This is a genomic window from Nonomuraea muscovyensis (genome assembly GCF_014207745.1).
Classification (GTDB): Bacteria; Actinomycetota; Actinomycetes; order Streptosporangiales; family Streptosporangiaceae; genus Nonomuraea; species Nonomuraea muscovyensis.
The window spans coordinates 594602-610513 of record NZ_JACHJB010000003.1 but is presented as its reverse complement, the minus strand read 5'-3'; the positions used below and the strand labels follow the sequence as shown (position 1 = coordinate 610513).

12 protein-coding genes are annotated in these 15912 nt (G+C 72.9%); 7 read left to right on the top strand and 5 right to left on the bottom strand.

All coding sequences use genetic code 11. The features are described from left to right. Positions 1–241: 241 nt before the first annotated feature. Entirely contained in the window at positions 242–1852 is a 1611-nt protein-coding gene (locus FHU36_RS34675) for an FAD-dependent monooxygenase (RefSeq protein ID WP_185088279.1), read from the top strand. A 111-nt stretch (positions 1853–1963) separates the two neighbouring features. Here the strand turns inward: FHU36_RS34675 and guaA are convergent, their stop codons facing one another. The 3 genes from guaA to FHU36_RS34660 all read right to left on the bottom strand — a co-directional run bounded on the left by guaA (position 1964) and on the right by FHU36_RS34660 (position 5960). Beyond that, the gene (gene guaA / locus FHU36_RS34670) at positions 1964–3511 is read right to left on the bottom strand and encodes a glutamine-hydrolyzing GMP synthase (RefSeq protein WP_185088278.1); all 1548 of its coding nucleotides are present in this window, start codon (positions 3509–3511) and stop codon (positions 1964–1966) included. A gap of 81 nt (positions 3512–3592) precedes the next feature. Then, the gene (locus FHU36_RS34665; protein WP_185088277.1) at positions 3593–4411 is read right to left on the bottom strand and encodes an SDR family NAD(P)-dependent oxidoreductase; all 819 of its coding nucleotides are present in this window, start codon (positions 4409–4411) and stop codon (positions 3593–3595) included. Positions 4412–4604: 193 nt separating this feature from the next. After that, positions 4605–5960: a pyridoxal phosphate-dependent decarboxylase family protein gene (locus FHU36_RS34660; RefSeq protein ID WP_185088276.1), complete on the bottom strand. Its 1356-nt coding sequence runs from the start codon at positions 5958–5960 to the stop codon at positions 4605–4607. A 59-nt stretch (positions 5961–6019) separates the two neighbouring features. Here FHU36_RS34660 and FHU36_RS34655 point away from each other — a divergent pair, with 59 nt between their 5' ends. From FHU36_RS34655 to FHU36_RS34645, 3 genes are read left to right on the top strand one after another with little or no spacing between them, the layout of a single operon-like run. After that, on the top strand, positions 6020–6496 hold the full coding sequence (locus FHU36_RS34655; RefSeq protein WP_185088275.1) for an Lrp/AsnC family transcriptional regulator: 477 nt from the start codon (positions 6020–6022) through the stop codon (positions 6494–6496). A gap of 24 nt (positions 6497–6520) precedes the next feature. Further along, the gene (locus tag FHU36_RS34650) at positions 6521–7270 is read left to right on the top strand and encodes an N-acetyltransferase (RefSeq protein WP_185088274.1); all 750 of its coding nucleotides are present in this window, start codon (positions 6521–6523) and stop codon (positions 7268–7270) included. A gap of 36 nt (positions 7271–7306) precedes the next feature. Then, complete coding sequence (locus FHU36_RS34645; protein ID WP_185088273.1) at positions 7307–8170, top strand: SDR family oxidoreductase; 864 nt, start codon at positions 7307–7309, stop codon at positions 8168–8170. A gap of 40 nt (positions 8171–8210) precedes the next feature. On the opposite strand, the gene FHU36_RS34640 is transcribed toward FHU36_RS34645, so the two are convergent. Continuing rightward, positions 8211–9209 (bottom strand): PLP-dependent cysteine synthase family protein, encoded by a 999-nt coding sequence (locus FHU36_RS34640; protein WP_185088272.1) that lies wholly within the window; start codon positions 9207–9209, stop codon positions 8211–8213. A gap of 132 nt (positions 9210–9341) precedes the next feature. Here FHU36_RS34640 and FHU36_RS34635 point away from each other — a divergent pair, with 132 nt between their 5' ends. Continuing rightward, on the top strand, positions 9342–10163 hold the full coding sequence (locus FHU36_RS34635) for a hypothetical protein (protein ID WP_185088271.1): 822 nt from the start codon (positions 9342–9344) through the stop codon (positions 10161–10163). A gap of 36 nt (positions 10164–10199) precedes the next feature. Here the strand turns inward: FHU36_RS34635 and FHU36_RS34630 are convergent, their stop codons facing one another. Continuing rightward, positions 10200–11705 carry a succinic semialdehyde dehydrogenase gene (locus FHU36_RS34630; protein WP_185088270.1) on the bottom strand — a complete coding sequence of 502 codons (1506 nt, stop codon included), beginning with the start codon at positions 11703–11705 and terminating at the stop codon, positions 10200–10202. A gap of 74 nt (positions 11706–11779) precedes the next feature. On the opposite strand from FHU36_RS34630, the gene FHU36_RS34625 reads away from it, so the two are divergent. Both FHU36_RS34625 and FHU36_RS34620 read left to right on the top strand, forming a co-directional pair. Next, complete coding sequence (locus FHU36_RS34625; protein WP_185088269.1) at positions 11780–13894, top strand: serine/threonine protein kinase; 2115 nt, start codon at positions 11780–11782, stop codon at positions 13892–13894. Between the two features lie 32 nt (positions 13895–13926). Continuing rightward, positions 13927–15903, top strand: coding sequence for a beta-propeller domain-containing protein (locus FHU36_RS34620; RefSeq protein ID WP_185088268.1), 1977 nt, complete (start codon positions 13927–13929; stop codon positions 15901–15903). The last annotated feature ends 9 nt before the right edge of the window (positions 15904–15912 follow it).

Below are 15912 nucleotides of genomic sequence, written 5' to 3'. Positions count from 1 at the left end.
CCCCGAAGCTCCTGGCCGCTCCACCCGGCACCATCGTCTCTCCTCGACCGCGCGGCCACGCCTCGATCCCGCCCCTGACGCGCCCGCTTCGACCATGCCCCTGAGCTGCCCGTAAGCACAGTTGCCGGGCCTTCTGACGCACCCCTGCGGCCACCCCGGCCGCGGCCGGGGTGATGCGCCATGCCCGGCGGCGGCCTCATCCAACGACACCGAACAACGGCACCGAACAAGGAGGACCATCATGTCCGCTGACGTCGTCATCGCCGGAGGAGGCCCGAACGGGCTGATGCTGGCCTGCGAGCTGAGGCTCGCCGGAGTGCGGCCGGTGGTGCTGGAACGCCTGCCCGCCCGTACCACGGAGAACCGCGCCAACGGCCTGGTCGGCCAGGTGGTGCGCATGCTCGACCGCCGCGGTCTGCACGAGCGGCTGAGCGGTGACCCGGAGCCGCCGCGACCGGCGCCGCACTTCATGTTCGGCGCGCTGCCGCTGGACCTCACGGCGCTGGACGACAACCCCCTCTACACGCTCCCCGTGCCACAGCTCCGCATCGAGGAGGTGCTGGAACGGCGCGCGGCCGAGTTGGGCGTCGAGATCCGCAGAGGGCACGAGGTGGTGGGGCTGTCGCAGGACGACGCCTCGGTCACCGTCGAGATCTCGGGGCCGGCCGGCGCCTACCGGCTGCGCGCCCGCTACCTGGTCGGGGCGGACGGCGGGCACAGCGTGACGCGCAAGCTGTCCGGCATCGGCTTCCCCGGCGTGACGAGGGATGACACGGTCTCGCGGACCGCCCACGTCACCGTCCCGGCCGAGCTGGTCGACCCCGGCACGGGCGGACTGGACGTGCCCGGGTACGGCGTCGTCCCGCCGTTCACGCACCACCGCACCGAACGCGGGCTGTTCGCGTACGCGCCGTTCCCCGCCCGGCCGGCGCTGGTCACCACCCTTGAGTGGGAGCCGTCCGTGGAGCAGGCGCCGATGACGCTGGACGAACTGCGCGGGAGCGTCCGCCGCGTGCTCGGCGTGGACCTGCCGCTCGACCCGCCCGCGGGCGCTGGACCGCACCTGATGCGCCGGCTGGCCGGGGGCAACACGCGGCTGGCCGACCGCTACCGGGAGGGGCGGGTCCTGCTGGCCGGTGACGCCGCCCACGTGCACAGCGCGATCGGCGGGCCGGGCCTCAACCTGGGGTTGCAGGACACGGTGAACCTGGGCTGGAAGCTGGCCGCCGAGATCCACGGCTGGGGCCCGCCGGGGCTCCTGGACAGCTACGAGAGCGAGCGGCGACCGGTCGCGCAGCGGGTCGTCATGCACACCCAGGCGCAGGCGGCGCTGATCGCTCCGGGCGCCGAGGTCACGGCGCTGCGCGAGCTGTTCGCGGAGCTGCTCGGCGACGGGGACGCAGTCCGCCGCGTCGTGGACCTGATGGCGGGCGGGGACATCCGCTACGCCACGGGCCCGGGCGACACCCACCCGCTGACCGGCCGGTGGGCTCCCGACCTGGTGCTGGACCTGCCGTCGGGACCCGTCCGGCTGGCCGAGCTGACGCGCGGTGCCCGGCCGCTGCTGCTGGACCTGACCGACGACGCGTCCCTGGCCAAGGAGCTGCCGGGCTGGGCCGACCGCGTGGACGCCGTCGCCGCCCGCCCCCGCAGGCCCGCCGCCGGCACCACCGCCGACAGCGGCACCACCGCTGACGTCGGCTCCGGCCGGCCTGCCCACCGGTCGCCCGCCGCGCTGCTCCTGCGGCCGGACTGCTACGTCGCCTGGGCGACGGACTCCGCACGCCCCGGCTCCGGCGAGCGGGAGGCCCTGCGCGCCGCGCTGGCGCGCTGGTTCGGCGCCGCCGCCTGACCCGCTCCGGTCAGGCGGCGGCCGCGGCGGCCGCGAGGCGGATCTGGATCGGCCACCCGCCGGCGATCCGGTCGAGCATGTCGCGCGGCGGGCCGGGGCAGCCGCCGGGCGTCACTCCCACTCGATGGTGCCCGGCGGCTTGCTCGTCACGTCGAGCACCACCCGGTTGACCTCGCGCACCTCGTTGGTGATGCGGGTGGAGATGCGCGACAGCACGTCGTAGGGCACCCGCGCCCAGTCGGCGGTCATCGCGTCCTCGGAGGTCACCGGGCGCAGCACCACCGGGTGACCGTAGGTGCGGCCGTCGCCCTGGACGCCCACCGAGCGCACGTCGGCGAGCAGCACGACCGGGCACTGCCAGATGTCGCGGTCGAGGCCGGCGCGCGACAGCTCCTCGCGGGCGATCGCGTCGGCCTCGCGCAGCAGGTCGAGCCGTTCGCGGGTGACCTCGCCCACGATGCGGATGCCGAGGCCGGGACCGGGGAACGGCTGCCGCCACACCATGGCGGCCGGCAGGCCCAGCTCCTCGCCCGCCCGGCGCACCTCGTCCTTGAACAGCGTGCGCAGCGGCTCGACCAGCTCGAACTGGAGGTCCTCGGGCAGGCCGCCGACATTGTGGTGGGACTTGATGTTGGCGGTGCCGGTGCCGCCGCCCGACTCGACCACGTCGGGGTAGAGGGTGCCCTGCACCAGGAAGTCGACCGGGCCGTCGGCCATGATCGCGCGCTGCTCGTCCTCGAAGACGCGGATGAACTCGCGCCCGATGATCTTGCGCTTCTCCTCGGGGTCGCTGACGCCGTCCAGGGCCTTGAGGAAGCGGTCGGCGGCGTCGACGACGCGCAGCTTGACGCCCGTGGCGGCCACGAAGTCGCGCTCGACCTGCTCGGCCTCGCCCTTGCGCAGCAGCCCGTGGTCGACGAACACGCAGGTGAGCCGGTCGCCGATGGCCCGCTGGACGATCGCGGCGGCCACCGCGGAGTCGACGCCGCCGGACAGCGCGCAGATCGCCCGCCCGTCGCCCACCTGCCGGCGGACCGCCTCGACGGACTCTTCCACGATGTTGAGCATGGTCCAGGTGGGGCGGCAGCCGGCCGCGTCGAGGAAGTGCTTGAGCACGGTCTGGCCGTGCTCGCTGTGCAGCACCTCGGGATGGAACTGCACGCCGTACAGGCCGCGTGCGGGGTGCTCGAAGGCGGCGACCGGCGTCTCGCGCGTCGAGGCGGTCACCGTGAAGCCGTCGGGGGCGGCGGCGACGCTGTCGCCGTGGGACATCCACACCTTCTGGGTGGCGGGCAGCCCGGCGAAGATCACGCCCTCGCGGTGCACGTCGAGCTGGGTGCCGCCGTACTCGGCGACGCCGGTGCGGGCCACCTCGCCGCCCAGCGCGCGGGCCATCGCCTGGAAGCCGTAGCAGATGCCGAACGTGGGGACGCCGGTCTCGAACAGCCCGTGCGGGACGGCCGGGGCGTTGTCGGCGTAGACCGAGGAGGGCCCGCCGGACAGGATGATCGCCTTGGGCTTCTTGGCCAGCATCTCCTCGACCGGCATCGTCGAGGGGACGATCTCGGAATAGACGTGGCACTCGCGCACACGCCTGGCGATCAGCTGCGCGTACTGCGCGCCGAAGTCGACCACCAGCACTGTGTCGAACTCAGACACCGAGACAACCCCCCAAAGGCGAATGCGGTGCCTCTCAGTGTATCGGCACTGCTCATTCGCCCTGGACGGGGCGGGCCCCGGCTACAGCGGGGGCAGCCCGCCCGCGAGCAGGATCTCGGTCTGCCGGCGCAGGCCGGTCTCGTGCTCGGGGTGGGTGATCAGCAGGAAGCGCTCCTCGTGGACGGCGGCGACGACCATGTCGGCGACCCGCGACGGGTCGATGCCCTTGTCGACGGCGGCGTCGACGCGGCCCTGCTGGTCGAGGTCGTCGGGGCCGGGCGCGACGGCCAGGTGGACCGGGCGCACCCGCTCGGAGCGGTTGATCCGGGTGCGGACCGCGCCGGGGCACAGGGCGGTGACGCGGAGCTTGGAGCCGGTGGCGATCAGGTCGTGGGCGAGCGACTGCGAGGCGGCGAGCGCGGCGTACTTGCTGACGGCGTAACCGCCGGCCCGCGGCCCGGCCAGCAGGCCGGCCACCGACACGGTGTTGACGATGTGTCCCTCGGTGTCCTGCTCGATCATGCGAGGCACGAACGCGCCGACGCCGTGGAGCACGCCCCACAGGTTGACGCCGAGCAGCCAGGTGAAGTCCTCGGGGGTGCGCGTCCACAGGTGGCCGCCCTGGTAGACGCCCGCGTTGTTGCACAGGAGGTGGACGGCGCCCAGCTCGCCGAAGGCGCGATCGGCCAGGTGGCGCACGGAGTCCTCGTCGGACACGTCGGTGATCTGGGTGAGCACCTTGGTATCGCCCGCCAGCCGCGCCGTCTCCGCCAGGCCGCCGGGATCGACGTCGGCCAGCATCAGTGACATGCCCTCCGCCGCGAAGCGGACGGCCAGTGCCCTGCCGATGCCGCTCGCCGCGCCCGTGACCACCGCGACCTTGCCGGAGAGTTCTCGCACCCGAAGCCTCCCTAGCGCTCGTTTCGACGCTACAGGATCGGGCCGACGAGTCCAGGGTGCTTCGGCGATTCTCGTCGGCGTCTCTTCAGGCGTCCCGCGAGGCGTCTCTTCAGGCGTCTCTTCAGGCGTCCCGTCAGGCGTCTCTTCAGGCGTCCCGTCAGACGTCCCGCGAGACGGCTCGTCAGGCGGCTCGTCAGGCGGCGATGGCGACGATCTCGTCGAGCAGGGCCTCCAGGGTCCGGTCGTCCGTGGCCGGGGCCATGACCGTGACGCGCAGGTGGCGGACGCCGTTCAGCTCGGTCGAGGAGAGGTGGAACGAGCCGTCCCGCATCATCCGCTCCCGCAGGCCCGCCTGGTCCGCCCCGCCGTACCGGAAGCAGACGATGTTGCTCTCCGGCTCGTACGGCAGGTCGAAGCCGGGCCGCCGGCGGGCGAGCTCCCAGAACCGGTGGGCCGTGTCGTAGCGGCCGGCCACGTAGTCGCCGATGCCGCGCTCGCCGCGCCAGGCGAGGTTCATGAAGATCTTCAGTCCCAGCTCGGCCTTGGTGCACTCGACGGTGCGGTTGATGAGGTCGAAGCCCTGGTCGCCGTAGAAGAGGTAGCTGGCCTCCTGCCTGAAGGCGGCGTCGAGGTCACCCTCCCGGCGGACGAGGACCGCGGCGGCCAGGGACGAGGTGCGCAGCATCTTGTGGGCGTCCCAGATGACCGAGTCGGCCAGGTCGACGCCGTCGAGCAGGTGCGCGTGCCGCTCGCTGAGCAGGGCGGAGGCGCCGTGCGCGCCGTCCACGTGGAACCAGATGCCGCGCTCGCGGCACCACGCGCCGATCGCGCCCAGGTCGTCGTACAGGCCGGTGCCGGTGGCGCACGCACCCGCGACCAGCGCCATCACCCTCTTGCCCGAGACGTCGGGCAGGCGGGTCACGTCGATCCGGCCCAGCGCGTCGGTCTCCAGCGGCACCAGCGAGCGCTGCCCCAGCCCGAGGATGGAGGCGGCGCGCGAGACGGAGTAGTGCGCCGCCGGCGGCGCGAGGATCACCAGGTCGCCGGGGACACCGTTATCCCAGGCGTCCGGAACGGCCCGCGCCCGGGCGGCCAGCAGCGCGGTCAGGTTGGCCAGCGAACCGCCGTGCGTCAGCACGCCGCCCCCGGCCGGGAACCCCACCTTGGCCAGCATCCACCGCAGCACCTCGAACTCCACCGTGGCCGCCGCCGCGCCCATCTCGTAGACGGCCATGGGGTTGTTCGTGGCGCCGTGCACGAAGTCGGCCAGCGCCGCCGGGAAGTCGGGCGAGGCGGTCTGGTGCGCGAGGTAGGCGGGGTGGTGCAGCCGCGTCCCCTCGGCGAGGAAGGTGCGCAGGAAGTCCTCGTACGAGTCCGGCGTCATGCCGCCCTTCTCGATCAGGTCGCGCAGGCCGAGCCGGTCGGCCAGTTCCCGGGGCGGCCGGCGCCTGACCACGGGGGCGGCGCCGCGCTGGCTCTCGTCCACGTACGCGGCCAGGGCCGTCACGGTGATCCCCGCGGCCTCGGTGAACTCCTCAATGTTCCACATACGGAAATGGTGGTTGATTCATCGGTATGTTGCTACTACGACCGAATCGGAGGGCGACAATGGCGCATAATGCCGAACTGGATGCGGTGGACCTGGCGATCCTGGCCGAGTTGCAGAACGACGCGCGGCTGCCCAACAAGGACCTGGCCGAGCGACTCGGCGTCGCGCCGTCCACCGCCCTGGAGCGCGTGCGCTCGCTGCGCCGCCGGGGTGTCATCACGGGCTTCCGGGCCTCGGTGGACACGGCCCGGCTCGGCCGGCCGTTGCAGGCGCTGCTCGCCCTTCGCGTGCGCCCGCACACCAGCCAGCTCGTGGACCCGCTGCGGGCGTTCGTGCTGAACCTGCCCGAGACCATCACCCTGTTCCACGTCGCGGGCGCCGAGGACTTCCTCGTGCACGTCGCGGTGGCCGACGCCGACCACCTGCACCGGCTGGTGCTGGAGAGGTTCCTGATCCGGCCGGAGATCGTGCACCTGCACACCACCCTGGTGTTCAAGACCGAGCACCAGCCGGTGCAGCGACCCTCCGAGCTGTGACGCCTGGATGTCACAATGACCGGCATGTCGCTACGGATCACCACGCTCGCCGAGCGCCCCGAGTTCGCCTCCTCCCTCTGGGACATGGACGACGCGTGGCCGGCGTTCATGATGGAGGACCCGATCGCCGACCTGTTCTACGCGATCGCCGAGCAGGCGTACGCCGACTACGTCCTGGTCGCCGACGACGAGGCCGAGCCCGGCCGGCTGGTCGCGCGCGCGTGCATGATCCCGTACACGTCGAAGGACGCCGAGCTGCCCGACGGCGGCTGGGACACGGTGATCCGGCGCGGCTGGCTGGCGCGCGAGCGAGGGCTCACGACGGACCGGATCTCCGCCCTGGAGATCACCGTGCGGCGCGACCGGCTGGGGACGGGCGTCTCGCCGCGCATGGTGGCCGCGCTGCGCGAGCAGGCCGCCCGGCTGGGGTTCACCGAGCTGGTGGCGCCGGTCCGGCCCAACCAGAAGCACCTGGAGCCGCACACGCCGATGACCGAGTACGCCGCGCGCACGCGGGCCGACGGCCTGCCCTACGACGCGTGGCTGCGCGTGCACGTGCGGGCCGGCGGGCGGATCGTCAAGGTGGCCCCCCGGTCGATGGTGGTCGCCGGCACGCTGGCCGAGTGGCGCTCGTGGACCGGGTCGCCGTTCGACCGGACCGGTCCGGTGGAGGTGCCCGGCGCGCTCGCCCCCGTGCACTGCGACGTGACCCACGACCACGCCGTGTACGTGGAGCCGAACGTCTGGGTCAGCCACATCCTGACGCAGGGCTGACGTTAGCCTTGCCCGGCAGCGGGCAAGCGCTCCACCATGCCTGAGCAACCTGACACCACACCACCGGAGCAGACCCAGCCGTACCCCGGCAGCACCGGCGAGATGGCACCCGAGCCGCGCGACGAGATGCGCGACTACGAGGGCCGCGGCCTGCTGGCCGGCAGGCGCGCGCTGATCACCGGAGGCGACTCCGGAATCGGCCGGGCCGTCGCCGTCGCCTTCGCCAAGGAGGGCGCCGACGTCGCCGTCGCCTACCTCAGCGAGCACGAGGACGCCAACCACACCCGCAAGCTGGTCGAGCAGGCCGGGCGGCGCTGCGTGCTGCTGCCCGGCGACCTGGGCGACCGCGACCACTGCGCGTCGATCGTCCAGCAGACGGTGGGCGAGCTGGGCGGCCTCGACATCGTGGTCAACAACGTGGCCTACCAGGCGCCGGTCGACTCGCTGGAGGAGCTGACGGACGAGCAGTGGGAGCACACCTTCGCGGTGAACATCCACAGCTACTACCGGGTCACCAAGGCCGCCCTGCCACACCTGCGGAAGGGCGCCGCGATCATCAACACGTCGTCGATCAACGGGCTGCGCGGCAACAAGACGCTGCTCGACTACTCGGCGACCAAGGGGGCGATCAACGCCTTCACCTACTCGATGGCCCAGAACCTGGTCGAGCGGGGCATCCGGGTCAACGCGGTCGCGCCGGGGCCGGTGTGGACGCCGCTGATCCCGGCGACGTTCCCGGCGGAGAAGGTCGGCTCGTTCGGCAAGCAGGTGCCGATGCAGCGGGCGGCCCACCCGGACGAGATCGCGCCGTCGTACGTGTTCTTCGCCAGCGAACGGATGTCGTCGTACTACACGGGCGAGATCCTCGCCCCGATCGGCGGCGAGACGCTCCCCGGCTGACCGCTCCGGGCGGCCCCGCCTCCCGCGCGGGATCGCCCGCTCAGCTCGTCCGCCGCAGCACCTCGTCCGCGTGCGCCCGCCAGTCGAGCCCCTTCGCCGCGGCCCACCCGTCGTCGTGGCAGGTCGCCAGGTGCCGGGGGTGCGCGTCGCCGACGACCGACACCACGGTGCCGCCCTCGCCCTTGGCCCGCAGCCGTTCGACGAGCTCCAGCGCGGCCCACAGGGCCGTGCCCGACGAGGCGCCCACGGCCAGGCCCGTCACCGCGCGGATGCGCCGCGCCGCCGCCACGCTCGCCGCGTCGGGCACGGGGACCACCACGTCCACGAGATCGGGCCGGAACCCCGGCTCCATCCGCGGCCTGCCGATGCCTTCGACGCGCGACGGCATGCCGGTCGCGTAGGCGGGCTCGTCGAGCGTCCAGCCGGGGAAGTAGGCGGAGTTCTCCGGGTCGGCCACCGCCACCCGAGGACGGTCCCGGAGTTCGCCGGATCCGTGGCGGGCCCGCCGGCCCAGGGCCGCCGAGGTGGCGCCGGTGCCCGCGCCCACCACGACCCAGTCGGGCAGCACCTGGGCGAACAACTCGTCGGCCAGGTCGTGCTCGGCCGCCCGGCCGAACTGGTCGAGGAAGTGCCCGCCGGCCTCGCGGGCCACCCGCCGGGCCGCGTCGTAGATCGCCAGGGGCGGCGTGACGAAGCGGCACTCCCCGCCCAGCTCCTCCACCGGCCGCGCCCGCTCCTCGCCGCGCGCCCCCGGCATCACCACGATGTACGGCAGGCCGAGCCGCCGGGCGAACCATGCCTGCGCCACCGCCGCGTTGCCGCCGGTGGCCTCAACCACGGGGGTGCCCTCGGTGACCAGCCCGTCGAGCACCGCCTGCCGGAACAGCACCCTGGCGTGCCGGTGCCGCAGGCTGCCGGTGGGCTGCGCCGACTCGTCCTTCAGCAGCAGCCGCACGCCCGGCGCCGCCGCGGGCAGCTCGATCAGCGGCGTCGGCGGGCCCGCCCGCAGCAGGTCCAGCGCTCTCGTCTCCCACGTCATCCGTTCAGCCTCTCATGCGTACTTTTGCGCGCTGTGGACTTGTGCACACAACAGAACTTCTGTCTGGAACACGATGGGCGACGTCAACGAGCGGGCGCCACCGCGCCCGCCAGATCTCTGAAGGAGACGACCATGAACACCTTGCGCCACCGAGTCCTCAGCCTGGCCCTGCTGGGCGGCGCCGTCGCCGGCGCGCTGGCGACCTTGCCGGCGACGGGGCACGCCGCCACGGCGGGCACCTCCAGCGCGCAGGTCCGGACCAACGGCGGGCAGTTACAACTCGACTACACCGGCTCGGCTGACGCCAACAACGTCCTGATCACCAAGGAGGCGGGCGGCGCGATCCGGGTGTCCGACTCGGTGACCATCGTGCCGGGGCCCGGCTGCTCCCGGGCCGACGGCGACCCCACCACGGTCCGCTGCTCGGCCGGCATCGCCAGAATCCTGGCCCGGCTGGGCGACGGCGACGACCGGTTCAGGACGCTGGTCCCGTTCCAGGGTTACGTGGAGGGCGACAACGGCAACGACACCTTCACCGTCGGCGCGGCGGAGGGCAGCGTGGCCAGCCGCATCATGTACGCCGGGCACCTCGGCGAGGACACCACCACCTACGAGGGCGCCTCGGCCGGGGTGACGGTGACGCTGGACTTCGCCTACAACGACGGCCGGCCCGCCTCGGGTACCCGCCCGGCCGACCAGGACAACATCCAGACGGAGAACATCGTCGGCACCTCGTTCGGCGACCGGCTGACCGGCGACCGGCTGGACAACGAGATCACGCCCGGCAGGGGCCGTGACACCGTGTCCGGCGGCAACGGCAACGACCTGATCGACGTCCGCGACGGCGAGGCGGAGAACTCCGTGCAGTGCGGCGACGGCGGCGCCGACCGCGCCGTCGCCGACCGCGCGGCGCTCGACCCGGTCAACGCCGACTGCGAGCAGATCAGCCGGTAGGCATCACGGGGTGGGCCGGTCGCCGGCCCACCCCTCTCACTTCAGGCGCAGCCGCCGCATCGTCTTCAGCGTGGTGCTCAGGACGCCGGCCCACTTCTCGTACGGCACGCCGGCCGGCGGCTCGAACCCGAGCCACGACGCCTGCGAGGCCACGGTCTGCGCCTCGGTGTAGCGCAGCAGGCCCTCCGCGCCGTGCCTGCGGCCCAGGCCGGACGCCTTCATCCCACCCATGGGGGCGTCGTAGGAGGCCCACGCGGAGCCGTAGCCCTCGTTGATGTTCACCGTGCCGGCCTTGATCCGGCCGGCCAGGGCGCGGCCGCGTGCGAGGTTCGCGGTCCAGACGGAGGCGTTGAGCCCGTAGATGGTGTCGTTGGCCAGCTCCACCGCCTCGTCGTCGGAGGCGAACGGGTGCAGGGCGACCACCGGGCCGAACGTCTCGTTGCGGCACAGCTCCATGTCCTGCGTGACGCCGGTCAGCACCGTGGGCTCGTAGAACAGCGGGCCGAGGTCGGGCCTGGCCCGGCCGCCGGCGAGCAGCGTGGCGCCCTTGGCCAGTGCGTCGTCCACGTGCGCGGTGACCGCGTCGAGCTGGCGGCGCGAGGTGAGCGAGCCCATCTGCACCGACCAGTCGTGGCCCGGGCCCAGTTTCATGGCGCGCACCTGCGCCGCGAAGCGCTCGGCGAAGGCGTCGAACACGCTCGCGTGCACGTACAGCCGCTCGATCGACAGGCAGAGCTGGCCCGCGTTGCTGAAGCAGGCGCGGATCGCGCCCTGTACGGCGTGGTCGAGGTCGGCGTCGTCGAGCACCAGCATCGGATTCTTGCCGCCGAGCTCCAGGGAGCAGCCGATGAGCCGCTTGGCCGCCTCCTCGGCGATCTTCCTGCCGCCGCGGGTGGAACCGGTGAAGGCCACGTAGTCGGCGCCGTCGAGCAGCGCGTCGCCGATGTCGGCGGGCTCGCCCAGCACGACCTGCCAGATGTCGCGCGGCATGCCCAGCTCGGCCAGCAGGTCGATGGTCCACAGCGCCGACAGCGCGGTCTGCGTGTCGGGCTTGTGCACGACGGCGTTGCCCGCGAGGAGAGCCGGCACGGCGTCGGTGACGCCGAGCGACAGCGGGTAGTTCCACGGCGTGATCAGCGCGACCACGCCCTTGGGGCGGCGCAGCTCCGCCACGCGCGTCGCCACGGGGAAGACGCCCTGGCGGCGGCGCGGGGCGAGCAGGCGCGGGGCGCGCCGGGCGTAGTAGAGGGCACAGCCCGCGACGTCCAGCACCTCTTCCAGGGCGTGCTTGCGGGCCTTGCCGGTCTCGTTCTGGACGATGTCGAGGATCTCGCCGCGGCGGTCGAGCAGCGCGTCGTGCAGCCGCAGGAAGGGTCGCACCCGCTCGGCGACCGGCCGCGCCGCCCACTCCGCCTGTGCGGCACGGGCCTTGGCGTAGGCCGCGCTGACGTCGTCGGCGCTGGAGACGGGCAGCTCGGCGAGTGGCTCGCCGGTGAACGGCGCGGTGATGCGCCGGGTCGCGCCACTGGACGTCACATGCATGTCCGAAGGATATTCCGGCTTGGCTACCCGCCGGTAGTTTTCCGGGATCCTCGGCAAAGGTCCACAATCGCCTCATGCCTTCCTTTGCTCCGCTCAGACCCGGCGACCCGCGACGGCTGGCGGGCCTGGACCTGATCGGCAGGCTGGGCGAAGGTGGCCAGGGCGTCGTCTACCTGGGCCAGGACACGGCCGGCAGCCACCTGGCGGTGAAGTGGCTGCGCCCCGACCTGTCGGGCGACCAGGTCAGCGTCGAGCGGTTCCTGCGTGAGGTGCAGGTGGCCCAGCGGGTGGCGCCGTTCTGCACCGCGGCCGTCCTCGGCACGGGAATCGAGCAGGACCGGCCCTACATCGTGAGCGAGTTCATCGAGGGCCGGTCGCTGCAGCGGGTCGTGCAGGAGGAGGGGCCGCGCGCCGGGTCCGCCCTGCACCGGCTGGCGATCGGCACGGCCACGGCGCTGGCGGCGATCCACCAGGCCGGCATCGTGCACCGCGACTTCAAGCCGGCCAACGTCATCCTGGGCGCCGACGGCCCGCGCGTGATCGACTTCGGCATCGCCCGCGCGCTGAACGCGACCTCGACGATCAGCAGCATGCCGGTGGGCACGCCCGCGTACATGCCGCCGGAGCAGATCATGGGGCACCAGGTGGGGCCGGCGGCCGACCTGTTCTCGTGGGCCGGCACGATCGTCTTCGCCGCCTCGGGGCACGCGCCGTTCGGCAGCGACACCATGCCCGCCGTGATCAACCGGGTGCTCAACCAGCCGCCCGACGTCGGGGTGCTCGACGGGCCGCTGCGCGACGTGGTGCTCGCCTGCCTGGCCAAGGACCCGGCGCAGCGGCCGTCGGCCGAGCAGGTGATCATGCGGCTGCTCCAGCATCCCGTGAGCGGCCCGCCGGGTGGCTCCGGCATGCTCGCCGAGGCCGCGGCCGCCGCTGCCGCCGGTCCGCCGGCGCCCGCCTACGGCCCCCCGTCCCCGGGGTACGGCCCGCCGCCCTCCTCCGGATTCGGCCCGCCCGCGTACGGCCCGGCATCCGCGTTCAGCACGGCACCCGCGTACGGCACGGCGCCCGCCTACGGCACGGCGCCGCCGACGCGGCCCGGCCGCGGCAGGAAGGGCCCCGTCGTCATCGGCGTGACCGTGGCCGTCGCGCTGCTGATCCTGGCCGGGGTGACGCTGTTCGTCGCCGCCGACAGGCCCGCCGCCACGGCCTCCCGCGCGAGCGCCACCCCCACGGCCGGCCGGACGCCGTCGCCGAGCCCGTCGGCCACGCCGACCCCGTCCAGGAAGCGGCTGGCCGGTGGCCAGATCACGCTCTTCGAGCACCCGTCCGACCCCATCACGCTCACCTCGTACGAGGTCTTCGACAAGAAGACCGACGACTGGGTGGACTACGCCAGGCGGTCGCTGCGCGGCACGTTCGCCAAGCACGCGCGCACCTGGGAGTCCAAGCTCTCCCCCGACGGCCGCTACCTCGCGACCCGGGGCCGCACGTACACCTCCGACGACTACGACTCCATCGTCATCACCGACCGGAAACTGGGCTCCACCTCCTCGGTCAAGACCGTGCGCGATCCGCTGATCAGCAGCATTCGCGCCTGGTCCAGGGACGGCTCGAAGATCCTGCTCAACGTCGAGAGGAAGATCAAGGACAAGAACGGCGAGGACGACTGGATCTACCCGGGCTTCGTCGTCGTCGACGTGGCCGCGGCCAAGGCGAAGGTGCTGACCGTGGCGGGCGGCTCGACGCGCACCACCGGCTTCGGCTGGGACGCCGAGGAGAGCGGCGTGGTCAACGTCCACGGCGAGCGCGGGCTACGCTTCTTCGACGCCTCCGGCGCCGCCACCCGCACGCTGGCGGACGTCGGCTCACTGCCCTCCGGCACCCAGGACATCTTCTCCCCCTCCGGCAAGCTGTTCGCGACGAACTGCCCGTCCGGCGGAGGCGGCGACCACTGCCTCTGGGACACCGGCACCGGCGAGAAGGTGCGCGCGTTCTCCTCCGACTGCGACAAGGTGCTCGGCTGGTACGACGAGACCCATCTCTACTGCTGGGAACAGGACAACTCAGACAAGGACGAGATCCAGGTCGTGAGCTTCGACGGGCGGCTGGTGCGCAAGCTGCTGGAGATACCGGAGGACGTCGACTTCAGCCCGGTCTTCACCGTCAACCCGTCCCGGGGTTCCTGAACCACTCGGCGCGCCGATCCGTCAAGAAGGTCATGAAGACGCTGATGCGTACGGCGGTGGCCGCCGCCGCCCTGGCGACGGCGACCGCCGCGTGCACCTCCACGGCCGCTGACGGCAACCCGGGTGACCCGGCCGGTCCGGACGCCGGGCAGCGGCCGGTGACCGTGCGGCTGGTCGCCTACCGCGGCTGCGACGAGATGCTCGCCGGGCTGCGCGAGCACGCCGCCGAGAACGTCGGACCGTGGGGCTTCGGCGGCCCGCAGGTGCTGCAGATGCGGCGCGACACCGCCATGGAGTCCGACGCCGCCGCCAAGAGCACGATCACTCTGGAGCACTCGACCACGAACACGCACGAGGCCGGCGTGGACGAGCCCGACGTGGTCAAGACCGACGGCAGGCGGGTCATCACGGTCACCGGCGGCACGCTGCGCGTCATCGACGTCGCCACCAGGAAGGTCACCGCCACGCTCCGGCTGACCGAGCGGGCGGAGCCGACCTACGCGCCCGCCGACCTGCTGCTGTCGGGCGACCGGGCGCTGGTGCTCATGCGCGGCGGCGACATGATGTACAAGTCCATCGCCCCCATGGGTGAGACCAGGTACGTCCTCGTGGACCTGGCCGGCGCGCCGAAGGTGCTGGGCTCCGTCAAGCCGCAGGGCTCTCACGTCGATGCGCGCATGGTCGGCTCGACCGTCAGGCTCGTCACCCGCAGCCAGCCCGAGATCACCTTCCCCGAGGCCAAGCCGGACGCCGCCGAGGCCGAACGCACGACGCTCAACCGGGCGGCCGTGCGCAAGGCCCCCGTCGAGGCGTGGCTGCCCAAGGTGGAGATCACCGACGCGTCCGGCGCCGTCAGCAAGCGGTCCGTCCCCTGCGAGCGGGTCAGCCACCCCGCCGACTACACCGGCACGTCCCTGCTGACGGTGCACTCGATCGACCTCGCCCAGGGCCTCACGGCGGCCGGCACCGACCCGATCGGGCTGGCGGCCGACGGCGACATCGTCTACGGCACCGGCCAGAGCCTGTACGTGGCCAGCAACCCCCGCTGGTGGTGGCCGACCGAGCCGGTCGTCATGGAGGACCAGGCACCGGCCGCCGAGCCGTCACCCGGAGAGCCCACGCCCGGCGTGACCGAGGCGAAGGCGCCGCCCGAGGAGACCGAGGTGCACCGGTTCGACGTCACCAGGCCCGGCGCGCCCGTGTACGCGGCGTCGGGCAAGGTGGCCGGCCGGCTGCTCAACCAGTACGCCCTGTCGGAGCACGACGGCCACCTGCGCGTCGCCACCACGACCGGCGGCGACGGCCGGGGGCGGCAGCAGGCGCAGAGCGTCAGCGGGGTCCACGTGCTCAGGGCGTCCGACATGACGAAGACCGGCGAGGTCGGCGGCCTGGGCAAGGGCGAGCGGATCTACTCGGTGCGGTTCATCGGCCCGGTGGGCTACGTCGTCACGTTCAGGCAGGTGGACCCGCTCTACACCCTCGACCTGCGCGACCCGGCCGCACCGAAGGTGACCGGCGAGCTGAAGATCACCGGCTACTCCGCCTACCTCCACCCGGCGGGCGAGGGGCGGCTGATCGGCATCGGGCAGGAGGCCAGCGAGCAGGGCAGGACGCTCGGCACCCAGGTGTCGTTGTTCGACGTCGGCGATCCGGCGAACCCGCGGCGGCTGTCGCAGCTCTTCCAGAAGGACTCGGGCTCCGACGCCGAATGGGAGCCGCACGCGTTCCTCTACTGGCCCAAGACGGGCCTGGCGGTGGTCCCGCTGCACTCCTTCGGCGAGGGCCGGTACGAGTCGGGCGCGCTGGCGTTGAAGATCGACGAGTCGGCCGTGACCAAACTGGGCATGATCACGCATCCGGAGACGCGGCAGGGTGACACCTCCTACCGGCCCGGCATCCAGCGCACGATGGTCATCGGCGACGGCCTGTGGACCCTCTCCGACGTCGGCGTCCAGGTGAACGACGCCACGTCGCTGGCCGAGCAGGCGTGGATCCCGTTCACCATGTGAGGATCTTCT